Source organism: Aliiroseovarius sp. M344, assembly GCF_025140835.1.
In the GTDB taxonomy this organism is placed as follows: Bacteria; Pseudomonadota; Alphaproteobacteria; order Rhodobacterales; family Rhodobacteraceae; genus Aliiroseovarius.
In genome coordinates, this window is sequence record NZ_CP081153.1 from 266,777 (window position 1) to 281,451 (window position 14,675).

General features: G+C 55.4%; 8 protein-coding genes. 5 read left to right on the forward strand and 3 right to left on the reverse strand.

Features of this window, described 5'->3' with window-relative positions; all coding sequences use genetic code 11:
- The first annotated feature begins 4 nt into the window (after window positions 1–4).
- Both K3556_RS01225 and K3556_RS01230 read left to right on the forward strand, forming a co-directional pair.
- Window positions 5–3,424 carry a hypothetical protein gene (locus K3556_RS01225; RefSeq protein WP_260517923.1) on the forward strand — a complete coding sequence of 1,140 codons (3,420 nt, stop codon included), beginning with the start codon at window positions 5–7 and terminating at the stop codon, window positions 3,422–3,424.
- A 323-nt stretch (window positions 3,425–3,747) separates the two neighbouring features.
- On the forward strand, window positions 3,748–4,902 hold the full coding sequence (locus K3556_RS01230; protein ID WP_312847274.1) for a homocysteine S-methyltransferase family protein: 1,155 nt from the start codon (window positions 3,748–3,750) through the stop codon (window positions 4,900–4,902).
- 282 nt (window positions 4,903–5,184) lie between these two features.
- On the opposite strand, the gene K3556_RS01235 is transcribed toward K3556_RS01230, so the two are convergent.
- The 3 genes from K3556_RS01235 to K3556_RS01245 all read right to left on the reverse strand — a co-directional run bounded on the left by K3556_RS01235 (window position 5,185) and on the right by K3556_RS01245 (window position 11,327).
- Window positions 5,185–6,726 (reverse strand): trimethylamine methyltransferase family protein, encoded by a 1,542-nt coding sequence (locus K3556_RS01235; protein ID WP_260517924.1) that lies wholly within the window; start codon window positions 6,724–6,726, stop codon window positions 5,185–5,187.
- Between the two features lie 15 nt (window positions 6,727–6,741).
- A complete protein-coding gene (locus K3556_RS01240; RefSeq protein ID WP_260517925.1) occupies window positions 6,742–9,195 on the reverse strand; it encodes an FAD-dependent oxidoreductase in 2,454 nt (817 codons plus the stop codon).
- Between the two features lie 935 nt (window positions 9,196–10,130).
- Window positions 10,131–11,327, reverse strand: a complete 1,197-nt coding sequence (locus tag K3556_RS01245; protein ID WP_260517926.1) for an ROK family transcriptional regulator — start codon at window positions 11,325–11,327, stop codon at window positions 10,131–10,133.
- A gap of 173 nt (window positions 11,328–11,500) precedes the next feature.
- On the opposite strand from K3556_RS01245, the gene K3556_RS01250 reads away from it, so the two are divergent.
- The 3 genes from K3556_RS01250 to K3556_RS01260 all read left to right on the forward strand — a co-directional run bounded on the left by K3556_RS01250 (window position 11,501) and on the right by K3556_RS01260 (window position 14,510).
- Complete coding sequence (locus K3556_RS01250) at window positions 11,501–12,514, forward strand: sugar ABC transporter substrate-binding protein (protein WP_260517927.1); 1,014 nt, start codon at window positions 11,501–11,503, stop codon at window positions 12,512–12,514.
- 119 nt (window positions 12,515–12,633) lie between these two features.
- Window positions 12,634–13,719 carry an ABC transporter permease gene (locus tag K3556_RS01255; RefSeq protein ID WP_260517928.1) on the forward strand — a complete coding sequence of 362 codons (1,086 nt, stop codon included), beginning with the start codon at window positions 12,634–12,636 and terminating at the stop codon, window positions 13,717–13,719.
- Entirely contained in the window at window positions 13,716–14,510 is a 795-nt protein-coding gene (locus K3556_RS01260; protein ID WP_260517929.1) for an ATP-binding cassette domain-containing protein, read from the forward strand. Before K3556_RS01255 ends, K3556_RS01260 begins: the two co-directional genes overlap by 4 nt.
- The last annotated feature ends 165 nt before the right edge of the window (window positions 14,511–14,675 follow it).

A 14,675-nucleotide genomic window follows, 5' to 3' on the forward strand; every position in this document is an offset into this window, starting at 1 on the left:
GATGATGTATCGATTGACCAAATTCACCTTGGCCTGCGGCGCTTCAGTGCTGGCGCTGATCGGGACTGCGCGCGCGCAGGACGGGTACAGCATCACCATCAATGACGAACAATTTGCAGGTGATCCGGCGGTGCAGACTGCCGTTCGCCAGATTGACCAGTCGTTGGCGGCGGCAGACTTGCAGGTTAAGTTCGACGGGCTTGGCGTGGTGCCGCGCTTGACGCTTTTGGTTCTGAACGACACGCTGCCCAAACCCGGTGAAACCGTCGCTGTGCGCAGCCAGCTGAACTACCCGGCTTTTGTGACCTGGGCCGAGCTGCGGGTGATTGACCCGCGCGCTTTGGGAGGAGCGCGCACGGTTTTGGTAGCGCCGATCGCCCCCAATGGGGATGCGAGCTTCACCATGCCCGAGGGACGAGATCTTTTAGTCGTGCATCGCGTTTACGACCAGTTCGGACGCTACGATGAAACCAACCCGATCAACATCGGGCCGCTGTCCGACAGCCGCGCGGAAACCACCGAGGCCGAGGCGGGCGTTGACAATTCCGCGCGCCGCCGCATCCCCGTACGTGGCGGTGCCGTGACCGTCAGCGGCAGCAGCGTTGCCCCCGGTGCGACGGTGCAAACCCTTGGCGAACAAGTCAAAGCCGACCCCTCTGGTAGTTTCGTCATTCAACGCATTCTGCCCCCTGGCGAACACCCGATCGGCGTGCGCGTCGCGGGTGGCGGTACGGGCTATATCGAACGCGAGATATCAATCCCCAACACCGAATGGTTTGGCACGGGGTTGATCGACCTGACCTTCGGGCGCAAGCTTCAGGGCGGGGTGGGTGCCGCAGGTGGGCCGTTTGAGCGCGACTATGGTTATGGGCGCATCGCGGGCTATGTCACCGGTAAAACTGCGACCGGGTGGGACCTGACCGCACGGATCGACACTGGCGAAGACGAGTTCAAGAACCTGTTCAGCGGGCTGGACAAGAAAGACCCGCAATCGCGGTTGCGCCGGATGCTGATCGAAGACGGCTATCCGACCTATGGCGACGACAGCACGCTGATCGACGGCGCGCCGTCAGACGGCAAGATCTATCTAAAACTGGCCAAGGCTGGCAGCCACATCCTATGGGGCAATTACAAAAGCCAGATTGAAAACAGCACCTATCTGCGCAATGAGCGCACGCTATATGGGGCGCAGGCGGTGTATCGGTCGCAGGCGCAAACCTCCGATGGCGAAAGCCGACTGGCCGCCGAAGTCTATGCCGCCAGCCCCGACCGTCTGCCCGGACGCGAGTATTTCGACGGCACTGGCGGGTCGATCTATTTCCTGACGCGCGATGACCTGACGCTTGGGTCTGAAACTGTCTCGGTCGAACTGCGCGACAAACGCACGGGGCGGGTGATTTCTACAACGCAACTTGTGCATGGCGTGGACTACGAGATTGACTATAGCCAAGGCGTCGTCACCCTTTCTGCGCCGTTAAGCGGATTTGGAGCGTCGAGAAATCTGGTCACCGAACCCGGCGGGGATCAGGTTCTGCGCCTTGCCGTGCAATATGAATACACCCCCAGCGCCACCGAAATCGACGGTGTTTCCTATGGTGGCCGGGTGGAGAGCTGGGTCAGCGACAGCGTGCGCGTTGGGCTGACGGGCATGGTTGAACAGACCGATATCGCCGACCAAACCGCGATCGGTGGCGATGTGCGTCTACAATTCGGCGACGACAGCTTTGTCGAGGTCGAATACGCCGAAACCAAAGGGCCGGGTTTTGGCTCGTCGATCAGCTCGGACGGTGGGTTGATCGTGACGACCTCGACCACCGCGGGCACTGTCGGCGGTACCGGCGAGGCATGGCGGTTGCGCGGACAGGCCGAGTTTGCCGATCTGGGTGTAGATACGCCTGGCCGCGCAACCGGCTATTACGAAAAGCGCAGCGCGGGTTTTTCGACGCTAGATTACCAGATCGTCAATGACGAAGAACTTTGGGGCGTCACGCTAGAGATTGAACCGACCGAAAGGCTGGCCTTCCGGCTTTATGCCGATGACTACAAGGACAGCACCGGCAAGACTTTGACCGAGGTCGGGGCGGAGTTGACCTTCAAGGCGACCGAGCGGATCACGCTGGATTTCGGGGTCGAGCATCTGGATCAGGTGACGCCCGGCGGCGACGCGGATGAAACCGGAACACGCACAGATGCAGCGGTTCGTCTGACCTATAAGGTCAGTGATGACCTAAGCTGGCATGTGTTCGGCCAGCACACGCTTAGCCGCGCGGGCGGGCTGCGCCGCAATGACCGGTATGGTGCCGGGGCCGCGCTGCGGTTTGCGCAGAACTGGACCGTTGAAGGCGAAGTGTCAGACGGCACCCTTGGCATCGGTGGAAAGCTGTTGCTGACCTATCAAAGCGATGGCTATGACAGCGCCTATTTTGGCTACGAGCTTGAACCGGGACGAGATCTTTCAGGTATTACCCTGAACGGAGCGGACAGCGGACGGTTCGTGCTTGGCGGCAAGCGGCAGGTAAGCAATTCAGTCAAGCTCTACGGTGAAAATACATATGATATCTTTGGCCGCCACCGGTCGCTGGTCAGCGCCTATGGCGTCGAATACGCCTATGACGAAGCGCTTAGCTTTTCGGCTGGGTTCGAGACAGGCCGCATAAATGACAGGACCGAAGGCGACTATGACCGCAATGCCTATTCCGTGGGTGTGCTGTATGACGACGGCAACGCGCTGAGCTTTGCGGCCAAGGCCGAATACCGTCGCGACCGGGGCGTTAGCGGGGGAACGGTCCGCGATGCGGACGCGTGGCGCGTTGCGGCGTCGGGACAATACAAGTTCAACGAAAGCCACCGGCTGGTTTTCTCGGCCGACCACACCAATGTGGACAGCGTTAGCCCCACGCTGGACAATGGTGTCTATACCGATGCCGTTTTGGGCTATGCTTACAGGCCTGTTGATCATGACCGGCTGAACATGTTGTTCCAGTACCGCTATTTCCACGACTCGCTGGGGCAGGTGATTGACCAGACCGGCGAACGTGGACAGCGTCAGGAAAGCCATATCCTGTCGTTTGACGTAGAATATGACCTGAACCGGTTCTGGACAATTGGCGGCAAGTTGGGCCTGCGCAAATCGGTATCGTCACCCAGTTCAGGCGTCGCCTTCCAACAGAACGATGCAGGTCTGGCGGTCGTAAACGCCCGCTATCACGTTGTGCACAAATGGGATTTGTTACTGGAAGCCCGCCATCTGGAAGCCAAACAGGCGGGCCTGTCGGAAACAGCGTTCTTGGGGGCGGTCTATCGTCAGATCGGGGACAACGCTAAAATCGGTGTCGGGTATAATTTCGGCAGTTTTAGTGACGATTTGACCGACCTGACCTTTGACGATGAAGGCGTGTTCATCAATGTGATTGCCAAGTTCTGACAGTTTTCAGTTGTTCTGGCTTCCAATGATTGGATTGGTATTTTTGATCCTCAGCATGTTTTTCGCGGCCATCATGCTCTAGGTCTGCATCGATTGCGATGAGCGCGTTCACGAATACTTTTTTCTTACCACATAGTGATTGGCGGCTTTTTTGGCTGCAACCGCAGGCTTGAGACACAGTGTTCAAATTCTGAATTAGGCCGAGTGACGCCATTCGGATTAGATGAAACGGTCGATGCTGAAAAGTGTAGAAAGTCGTCGTTTAGCCTTTACTGGACCTTGTTTTTCGTGCCGCAAGCGCTCGCGGCGGTAGAACGCTGCACATGCAAGGGTCGGAGTGCTGTCAGTGGCGGGGAAAACCGACTATTCGATCAAAACGCAGCGAGATTTGCTGCACGAATAGACCGGCCGCGGATGAAGTAGTCGTTTGCTGCGGCTTCGCCAATGACAGCTTTCGGAAAAACACCAAATCCCCAAGCAACGGTGACGCTATGGAAAACACGTGCTACGGTTTGGGACGACATTCTGAAAGGCTCTGCGCGATGGCAATTAATCAAGGCGCTTTTCCTGCAGCGAGTGCCGATTTGTTTTTGGTATATGTGGGTATGGAAACAGATTTGATTTTCAACCGCGGCGTGGAATTGCCCGGCTTTGCTTCATACCCACTGTTGGAAAGCGCCGGCGGTCAGGAGTTTCTGCGAGGCTACCTGACGGACATGGTGACTTTGGCAAAGGACACTGGCACAGGTGTAATTCTTGAAAGCCCGACCTGGGTTGCAAATCGAGACCGTGCGGCTGCCCTTGGCTATACCCCCAAAGCTTTGAAAGAGCTCAATCAGCGAGCCATCGCCTTGATGCAAGACGTTCGGACGGCCAACAGCCATATGCCGACCATCATCAGCGCCAACCTCGGACCACGTGACGATGCCTACAAGCCTTCGGAACAAATGACTGCCGAAGAGTCAGAGCGTTACCATTCCGAACAGATCTCGTTTTTGGCGGAGACGGATGTTGACGTTATCAGCGGTTACACGATCGCCTATCCGGCTGAGGCGGTCGGAATCGTACGTGCGGCGCAGCGTTTCGAGCTGCGTGTTGTGATTGCGTTTACAGTCGAAACCAACGGCAGGCTGCCGACGGGGATTAGCCTTGAGGATGCTATATCTCAGGTCGATGCCGCAACCGACGGTTACCCCGCCTATTTCATGATAAATTGCGCGCACCCTGAGCATTTCAACTCCGTTCTTGAGGATGCGCCTTGGATGCAACGTATCAGAGGAATTGTCGCTAACGCGTCACGCTGCAGCCATGCAGAGCTTGATGAAGCCGAGGAGCTTGATGACGGCAACCCAACCGAGTTGGGAACGCAGTTGGCTGAAATCAGGAGGCGGTTCCCACACATTCAAGCCTTGGGAGGGTGTTGCGGAACGGATATGCGACACATGGCTCAAATTGCGAAAGCCGCGCGCGCAACCTAAGCAGGCGTTCGTGCAAAGCGCAGCATTGGCAGAAGCGGGCTGTTCGCTGTCATGCGGTACCGAAGTTATTGGCCACAAGAACACAAACTCAATCCGGACAAAGGCTGTGAAAATCAAAAAAGCTTATGAGAGCGCAGGAATCTGCTCCTACCGGCATTCGACCCTCTGAACACCATATTCACCAGAAAACCATTACCCGTTTTGTCCACCCCAGCACCAACCAAATGGCCTTGGTATGCGTCCTGAGTTACTCAAACTAGATGTGAGTTTACATCCCAATCATCAAGCGTCGCTTTTGGATTGGTATTCTGCCGTCCGCTTGGCGACGAACTCGCTCAACGAGCCGGTTTGATCGCTCGGCATCGGCGGCTGGACGTAATTCTCAATCATTTCTTTAGCCGCTTTACGGCCGACTTCATCTGCATTCGCGCTGCCTTCAATTTCCCATTGTTCGAAGCTGTCGTTATTTTGCAGCGGATTCATAACCATAGGGTTTTCCCGCGTGTGGTCCGTTCCAAGGAAATGCCCACCCGGGCCGATATTTGAAATATCCTCAAGGATCGCGTCGATGTTTTCTTCCTGCAAACCCGAGAAGAAACGATGAAAGCTCTCTAATTGATAGCTGTCATGAATCCATTTCGAATAGCTTACTCCCAACGCGCCCTCTACAAAACCAGCAGAGTGCACAACGAAATTGCAGCCCCCCAGCAAGACCGGCCACATTGAGTTGGCGCTGTCAAACCCTGCCTGCAGGTCCGGTGATTTCGAACCCGACCACATGGTACATGAGCGCCAGGGCACGCCATAAAAACGCGCCATCTGACCTACAAGCAAGTTCATGAGTCCGGGTTTAGGCGACCCCATCATCGGCGCGCCGGTTTTCATGGACACCCCCATGATTGCCACACCCAGCACCATCGGGCAGCCTCGACGGATGATTTGCGAGTAGGCCATTCCGGCGAGGCTCTCGGCGATGAGTAAAGCAACCCCGCCCGTTGGGCTTGCCGGTGTTGACGCCCCTGCCAGTACGAAAGGCGATAACAGGCAGGGTTGATTGGCCGCCGCATAAACCCGCAGGCTTTGTAGCATCGTGTCATCCCAAACGAGCGGCGTATTGCAATTCAACAGAGCCGCGACAACTACGTTCTCGTCCACAAATTGCTCACCATGGACAATGCGTAGCATATCCATCGTATCCCGCGCCGCAGTTTCAGACAGCACCGACCCCTTGATAGGTTTGTCGGTCAAAGTCAGCGCAGCGCTTACCAATTCAAGATGGCGCAAAGGAACCGGCACGTCCTGCGGCTCAGCCGGCAGGATGCCGGGCACGTGCATGCTTTGGCTCATTTGTGCGAGCTTGAAGAAGTTGCGAGCGTCCTCGAGCGTAGAGGGGCGCCGGACGCCGTCGAGGCCATAGACAAACGGCGCACCATAGGCATTTGCGAAAACCGTGTCGCGCCCGCCAACTTTGGTTGACCGGTTGGGATTGCGGCCGTGATAGGCCCAATCGGTGGGCACTGTGGAAATCAAGTCCATCAACATTTCTCGACCTATGCGCACCCGCTGATCGTGCACATCCGCACCAAATTTCTTCCATTGTGCCAGCGCTACAGGATCGCGGAATTCGATCCCAATACTCTCGAGTATGGTTATTGCGGCGTTGTGGATTTTTTCGACACCTTCTGGACCTAAAAGGTCCATCGGCCCAACGGAACGGTGCAACGTCGGAAGATAGACCGGTGTCGGATTTGTACGGGCCGCAACACGGGCAGAGCGCCCGCCACTACGTCCACCACGACGATTTTTCGTCTGATCCTTACTCATAGTACTGGCCTCTCTCTACATGCGAGTGCGGATGCCCTTGGGGTCGTAGGCACATATGTCGATCACTTCGCCATCTCGTATCTCATTGTGGATTTTGACCTGAAGCTGCGTGCCCGAGACTGAAAGTTCTTGAGGAACCAGAGCCATGGCAATGTCGTGCTGCAAGTAATACGAGAACCCGCCCGAAGTCACACGACCTACAAGGCGGTCATTCTTATAGACAGCCTCATCCGCGATGACGGACGTGTCACAATAGGGAAGTTTTAGGGTGACAAGGACCCTATGGCCCCCCTTCTTTTTCTGTTCAAGTAACGCTTCTTTGCCAATGAAATTGCGATCTTTGACAACACCCTGAACCTTTTCGGTCAAAGCAACGAAGCGACCAAGGTCGGCCTCATATGGCGTCATATCCTTGCGTATTTCTTTGTTAATTGCGCGGTATGATTTCTCTAGCCGCATGGATTCAAGTGCCAGCGCCCCGAAGGGCCGAACGCCAGCTTTCAGCAATTGATCAACGATGTGGCGATTGTAGTTTGCCGGGTGGTGGATTTCCCAGCCGAGTTCACCAGTGTAGCTGACCCTGAGCAGGCGCACGCCCTTGGCATATCCAACCTCACCCATTTGGGCGGAAAGCCAGGGAAATGCCTCGTTCGACAGTTCGTTATCCGTCAGGTTTTGCAGGATTTCACGCGATTTCGGTCCGGCCAAGGCGACGACGCCGAACTGTTCCGAGACATCTTGCATCTGCACAGAGCCATCTGTGGGCAACAGCTTGGACAGCACATCCCAATTGTAGACCTGTCCGTTGGGCGTGGACACCAAATAGAAATCGTTCTCACCTTCGCGGACGATTGTGAATTCGGCGTCCATGCCGCCACGGGTGTTCAACATCAGCGACAGTGTCATACGCCCGAATTTGGGCAGTTTGTTTGCCATCAAGCGGTCGAGCCATGTCGCAGCACCCACACCGCGCACATTGAACTTGGTCATCGGCGACATCTCGATGAAACCAACTTCCTCTCGGGTGGTTCTTACTTCTTGCGTGACATAGTCCCAGGCGTCAGTGCGTCGGAAACTATGAACCGGAATCGCCTCCTCTGGCGTTGGTGCGAACCATTTTGGAAATTCGTAGCCGTTATAGAGCGTCCAGACCGCGCCTTTTGCGTTCAACAAATCGTAGGATCCGACAGTGCGCATCGGCCGGGCTGACGGAAAATCTTCACCCGGAATGTGCGCATGCATGTGGTTGCCCCATGTTTCGCGCACCTTGTCCATCGTCCAGCGCTTTGCGGCATAATCACCAAAGCGACGCGGATCGAGCTCGGACATATCGATAGAAGGCATTCCTTTGAGTATCCACTGCGCCAGTTGATTGCCAACGGTTCCCCCCCACAAAATTCCGCCGGGCATACCTTCGGCTAGCCAAAGATTGTCGTGACCGGGGGCGGGGCCTGCCAGCGGCAATTCATCTGGTGTCATCTGGAACGGACCGCGGGTATTAGCCTTGATGCCCACCTCGCCCAGCACAGGCACACGCTCGATTGCGCGTTCCCACTGGGTTTCCACCGCGTCGAAATCTTCGGGCAATAAATCTGCCCCGAATTCTGGCGGGACCCGATCTTCGGCAAAGAGTTTCAGGTCTTTTTCAAATTCATAGGGGCCAAATTGGAGTCCACCCACATCTTCGCGCAAATATGCGCCATAATCCTCATCCCGAAGGATCGGATACTCTCGCAGTCCCCGTTTCCTGCGTTCTATGAGCTGTGGCACATGGTCTGTGGTCCAGTATTGGTGAACGATCGGAATACATGGCAGGTCAAGCCCAACGCGCCGGGCGTTTTCGCGGGCATAGTTTCCGGTTGCGAAGATCAGATGCTCGCAGGTGATTTCACCCTGAGTGGTAAAAACTTTCCAAAGGCCATTGGGCAGCTTTTCATACTTTTGTGCTTCAGTGTTTTGATAGATTTTCGCACCCTGATCGCGCGCAAGTTTGGCCATCGCCTGTGTTATGTCTGCAGGGTTCACATAGCCGTCTTCAGTGTGCAGAATTCCACCTTCAATATTCTCATTTTGATTAAGGAGCGGGTGGACCTCAGCGACTTCTGCGGGGGTCAGAAGCTTGCAAGGCACGCCGGCCGCTTCAGCCACGGACAGATAGCTCTGAAACTCATCCCAACGTTCGGGCGTATTTGCGACCCGCAATTGCCCCACTTTGCGTAGCCCTACGGAGCTACCAATCTTTTCTTCCACCTCGGTGTAGATTTGAATCGTCTCGAGGGTCATCTTCGAGACGTTGTGTGATCGAACAAAAGTGACGAGTAGACCCGCAGCGTGCCAAGTAGAGCCAGCGGTCAATTGTGTCCGCTCTAACATGACAGCGTCCGAACAACCATGTTGGGTTAGGCCGTACAATATCGACGCGCCCACGCACCCTCCACCAACGACAACTACCTTTGCGTGTGACTTCATAAGACCCTCCGTTCAAATCCATGCCATTTTCGACTGAGTTGATCTTGGCTACCCCAACACGATCACCTCCCTCAGCTTTCTTATGCGGATATCCTGTCTGTTGCATGGATATGTTTCTCAGACGCTAGTCTGCCCTCGATCTATTACAATAGCGTCATGAAATTCTCAGCCAGCTCTCTACCCTGCAATCTTTTTGAGCCGGATAGTCAGGTAGGTCACACAACCGGAATATGGGGCCATTGCTCGCCGCGAAAAAAAGCGGCCATTGGCGCAACTGCAGCGAAAACTCACTTGGCCCGTGTCTCGTTCGCCTGATTTGCCCCCAGCGAAATGTCAGTTTGAAACTCGCCAGAATTGACACTGCCGAAGGCTCGGTTTGAGGACAATTGCTGCATCGTTGAAATTTATCAGCCGCAAGTGCGAAGCGATGCTTTTTCAGCGAGGGTCGAATAGCCAAGGTCGATTTTGCCCGCAGTGCAGTCAAACGAAGAGTCCGGGATGTGTGGCGTCTTCCGGTCGTAAGCGACCGCGCAAGGCTGACGCCATAACCCGACATCGTGTCCTATTTGACGGTATGTCGCAGAATGGAACTTATCAGAAAGTGGAGCAAGGGATTTAGCTGATCCAGCTCCAAGCTGAATTTTCTCAATGAAAAGTTAAAATAGTGGCCCAAAAGGCAACTTACGTTGGTGTCCGACAAAAAGTGTGGGGCGACACATAGTTTTGCCATTGGCACGCGGCCAAGTCATTGATTTTGAATCAACTGTATTTTCCTCGGTGCACTAGTATTACCTTTTGCGACTCAAAGGTTTTCCATCGCATCAGAGCAGCGTGATAGCTGCCATTGGCCCCGGGTGCAGAGAACGATCGGAAAGAGCCCAATATGACCGATGCAGCAAGAAACACGAATGGCTGCTTCAGCAAAAGCTTTTCAGTTAAACCGTCATCCCAACACTGGCCTGCATCATGAATTGGGCACCAATAGGCCGCGTTGCTGCACCAATGGCCCTTGCCTTCCCGCCGATGCTACCACCTTCGATCCGGGGTTGGATCAGACCGCGTGTGTCTTGGGTCACGACATATCGGCGGACTCGACTGACAAGATCGTCGCGGACGCTGGCAGGGAAGGCACCGTCGATCAAGATCGCTTCAAAATCAATGACCGAACAAGTGGAAAGGGCAGCCTTAGCCAGTTCTTGGGCGGTCTGTCCAAGCCATGGATCAACGTAGCGGGACAAGTTGTGCCAGCTACCAGGATCAGACCAGAGTTGCTGTGGATCGAGGTCAACTTCACGTAGGCGCAATTCCAACTGGTGGATCGACGCCATATCGACCAACTGCATACTCTCACCGTGGGGGCCGATGCTTCGCAACGATCCGAGTGCGCCCGCATTCCCTTGGCGTCCTTCAAAGACAGAGTTGTTCAATACAATGCCACCGCCGATGAATGCCCCAATAAAGAAGTAAGCGTAGTCCCGAAATTCTTTACCACGACCGTAGGTGTGTTCGGCCTGACAGGCGGCAGTCGCATCGTTCAGCAGGAGCACTGGCAGTTGCGTTCGTGCCTGCGCCTCTGTCTTTAGATCAATGCCTTTCCATGGCGCGAACGCTGCCGACATGTCCATGGATGGGTCTGGCCAGTTCCACATCTCAAAGGGTGCCGCAATTCCAATGCCGCAAATACGCTCAGCATGATCAGGGTCCATCGCGTCGGTGATGCTCCGGACACCCTCCTCAAGAAAGGCAAAAATGTCTGCCGGTACTGGAAACGGGTAGGTCAACTGCCGTTCTTCACGCAACTCGCCATTCAGGTCGATCAACACTAAATCGGTAGATCTGCGCCCGATCTTGAGGCCAAATGAAAACACACCATTTGATGCCAAACGCATCGGGATCGAGGGCTTGCCCACCTTGCCACGCACTGGGTCTCCACGTTCAAGAATCCCTTCACTTTCAAGGCGTCGAAGGATGCTTGAAACCGTTGGTGGAGATAGCTCTGCCAGCTTTGACAGATCGCTTCCCGGCATAGGACCATTGCGCTGCAACAGCGACAGCAAAAGCCGTTCGTTATGATCGCGAACGCCCTTCTGGCTTAGGCCAGTGCTGATTGATCTGATGAGTCCGTCGTCCATAGACTGCACCATAGCAGCCTTATAATACAGGTAAACCAATTAATAAGAAAAGTTAACTAACTAATTGACAGGTGATTGAGAATCACGTCACTTAGGGTCAAGCGGCTGGCAAATGCGGGTCGTATCAATGTCGGGGTGGAGGCTCTGACCTATCAATTGTCTGGGAGGACATCATGAAAAAGTTGCTCATCGGCACTGCTCTTGCGGCCATTACATCTGCTGGTTCCGCTATGGCGCAGGACGTATCCGCCTGCCTTATTACTAAGACGGACACCAACCCATTCTTCGTTAAGATGCGCGAAGGCGCTGAAGCTGCCGCGGCTGAGGCTGGCATCACGCTGCGTTCCTTCGCAGGTCAGGTTGATGGTGACCACGAAACACAAGTTGCTGCGATCGAAACATGCATTGCAGACGGCGCGTCCGGCATCCTGCTGACCCCGTCCGACACATCGTCCATCGTTGGCGCTGTGACACAGGCCCGCGAAGCTGGCCTGCTGGTTATCGCATTGGACACGCCGCTTGACCCGATCGACGCGGCTGATGCGACGTTCGCAACTGACAACTTCCTTGCGGGTGAATTGATCGGTCAGTGGGCTGCGGCGCAATTGGGCGACGACGCTGCAAACGCAAAAATTGCCATGCTTGATCTGGCTGTCAGTCAGCCAACTGTTGGCGTTCTGCGCGATCAGGGCTTCTTGCAGGGCTTCGGCATTGATCTTGGCGACCCAAACAAATGGGGCGACGAAGATGACGCGCGCATCGTCGGCAACGACGTGACTGCAGGCAACGAAGAAGGCGGGCGTACCGCGATGGAGAACCTCCTCGCTGTCGATCCTGAGATCAACGTTGTTTATACCATCAACGAACCAGCAGCAGCGGGCGCATACGAAGCCCTGCGGTCTATCGGTCGTGAAGACGATGTTCTTATCGTATCGGTCGATGGCGGTTGCCCCGGTGTTCAGAACATCGCTGACGGTGTGATCGGTGCAACGTCCCAGCAGTATCCACTGCGCATGGCGGCCCTCGGCATCGAAGCAATTGCCGCTTACGCCGCAGATGGGACATTGCCAGAGAACACACCTGGCAAGGACTTCTTTGACACGGGCGTTGCCTTGGTCACAGATCAGCCAGCAGACGGTGTGGAAAGCATCTCCGTCGCTGAAGGCACTGAACTTTGCTGGGGCTAATCTAACCTCCCGCATCTCATCGTAGGTGCAACTCAAGGGGCGGGTCATTTTCCCCGCCCCTTATTACAAAGTGGGATAAGGTCCTACTGACATCCAATTCAAGACAAGGGGATCGAACAATGTCTGGCAACGCCGACGATTTTGAAGCCGCCATCAAGCCACCAGCAGCCGACACCGTGGCTTCGTTCGCCGAACGCAAAGGCTTTCTTGCTAGGCTGCAACACGCCCTGCATGTGAACCCTGCACTTGTGCCGCTGTTCGTCCTTCTCGTCTCTATTACCCTTTTCGCTCTCTTGCTGGGGTCGAGATTCCTCTCCCCCTTTGCGCTGACATTGATCCTTCAACAGGTGCAGATCGTCGGCATCGTCGCCGCCGCTCAAAGCCTTGTTATCCTCACCGCTGGAATCGATCTCAGCGTTGGGGCGATTGCCGTCCTGTCCAGCGTCATCATGGGGCAGTTTACGTTCCGTTACGGCGTCCCCGTCGAAGTTTCTGTCGCACTTGGGCTGGCCTTTGGCACACTCATCGGGTCGATCAATGGCTGGCTTGTCGCGGTGATGAAACTGCCACCCTTTATCGTAACGCTCGGCATGTGGCAGATCGTTCTGGCCGCAAACTTTCTTTACTCGGCTAACGAGACCATCCGCAGTCAAGACATCGAACAAAATGCACCCTTGCTTCAATTCCTCGGATCCACTTTCAAAGTTGGCGCGGACGAGGCAGGGCGCGGCGGTGCGACATTCACCTTTGGCGTCATCGCAATGGTCCTGATCTTTGCCTTCCTTGCTTATGCATTGAAACATACTGCTTGGGGGCGACACATATACGCCGTGGGCGATGACCCCGAAGCAGCACAGCTTTCTGGTGTAAACGTCAAATTCACTTTGATTTCGGTCTATGCCGTCACCGGCTTCATTTGCGCCATCGCGGGCTGGGCCCTGATTGGCCGCATCGGCTCCGTTAGCCCGACGTCCGGCCAACTCCTGAATATTGAAAGCATCACGGCTGTGGTGATTGGCGGCATCTCGCTGTTCGGTGGGCGTGGGTCGATCATGGGGCCGCTCTTCGGTGCCCTCATCGTGGGTGTTTTCACCCTTGGTCTTCGCCTTGCAGGTGCTGACGCACAATGGACATTCCTTCTTATCGGCGCACTTATCATTGGTGCTGTCGCAGTAGATCAGTGGATCAGAAAGGTCTCAGCATGACTTTGATGGAAAACATCGCCAATGGGTCGATTGAACCCATCCTCAAAGGCCGTGGCTTGGTCAAGCGTTATGGCAAGGTCACAGCACTCGATCACTGCGATTTCGATCTCTACCCCGGTGAAATCCTCGCGGTGATTGGCGACAACGGGGCAGGTAAATCATCCCTGATCAAGGCTGTCTCCGGGGCTGTTATCCCTGATGAAGGAGAAGTGTTCCTCGAAGGCAAAGAGGTGAACTTTGCGTCCCCCATCGATGCCCGCAAGGAGGGGATCGAAACGGTTTACCAGACCCTTGCTATGTCGCCCGCTTTGTCCATCGCGGATAATATGTTCATGGGGCGAGAAATCCGCAAACCGGGTTTTCGCGGAAAATGGCTGCGCCAGTTGGACCGCCCAAAGATGGAGCAGGTTGCCCGCGACAAGCTGTCAGAACTTGGCTTGATGACGATCCAGAACATCAACCAAGCGGTTGAGACGCTTTCTGGTGGCCAACGTCAAGGTGTGGCCGTGGCCCGTGCTGCGGCGTTCGGATCAAAGGTCATCATCTTGGATGAACCTACGGCGGCCCTTGGTGTTAAAGAATCTCGTCGTGTGTTGGAACTCATCCTTGATGTTCGATCTCGCGGCATCCCGATCATTCTGATCAGCCACAATATGCCTCATGTGTTTGAAGTCGCGGATCGCATCCACGTCCACCGTCTTGGCAAACGTCTCTGCGTGATCGACCCAAAGGACTACACTATGTCAGACGCGGTCGCATTCATGACGGGAGCGAAGGAAGCACCGGCCTGACGCGACTAGACTTGGATCGCTCTGCGCCAATCTTCAAAACCGGTCATTGGCGCAGACGCAGCGAAGGTCTGAAGAGTCCGCACCATGCTAGATGGTGGCCGACGCAGCGAACGGCGGGTGATTTGGGACTTGCCATTCATGACCGGCGCGGCGAAAGTGTCGGGA

Bases quoted from the DNA above. Each gene is read 5' to 3' on its own strand.
- K3556_RS01245 (WP_260517926.1), bottom strand. From the start codon at position 11,327: ATGGACGACGGACTCATCAGATCAATCAGCACTGGCCTAAGCCAGAAG.
- K3556_RS01240 (WP_260517925.1), bottom strand. From the start codon at position 9,195: ATGAAGTCACACGCAAAGGTAGTTGTCGTTGGTGGAGGGTGCGTGGGC.
- K3556_RS01250 (WP_260517927.1), top strand. From the start codon at position 11,501: ATGAAAAAGTTGCTCATCGGCACTGCTCTTGCGGCCATTACATCTGCT.
- K3556_RS01235 (WP_260517924.1), bottom strand. From the start codon at position 6,726: ATGAGTAAGGATCAGACGAAAAATCGTCGTGGTGGACGTAGTGGCGGG.
- K3556_RS01260 (WP_260517929.1), top strand. From the start codon at position 13,716: ATGACTTTGATGGAAAACATCGCCAATGGGTCGATTGAACCCATCCTC.
- K3556_RS01225 (WP_260517923.1), top strand. From the start codon at position 5: ATGTATCGATTGACCAAATTCACCTTGGCCTGCGGCGCTTCAGTGCTG.
- K3556_RS01230 (WP_312847274.1), top strand. From the start codon at position 3,748: ATGCAAGGGTCGGAGTGCTGTCAGTGGCGGGGAAAACCGACTATTCGA.
- K3556_RS01255 (WP_260517928.1), top strand. From the start codon at position 12,634: ATGTCTGGCAACGCCGACGATTTTGAAGCCGCCATCAAGCCACCAGCA.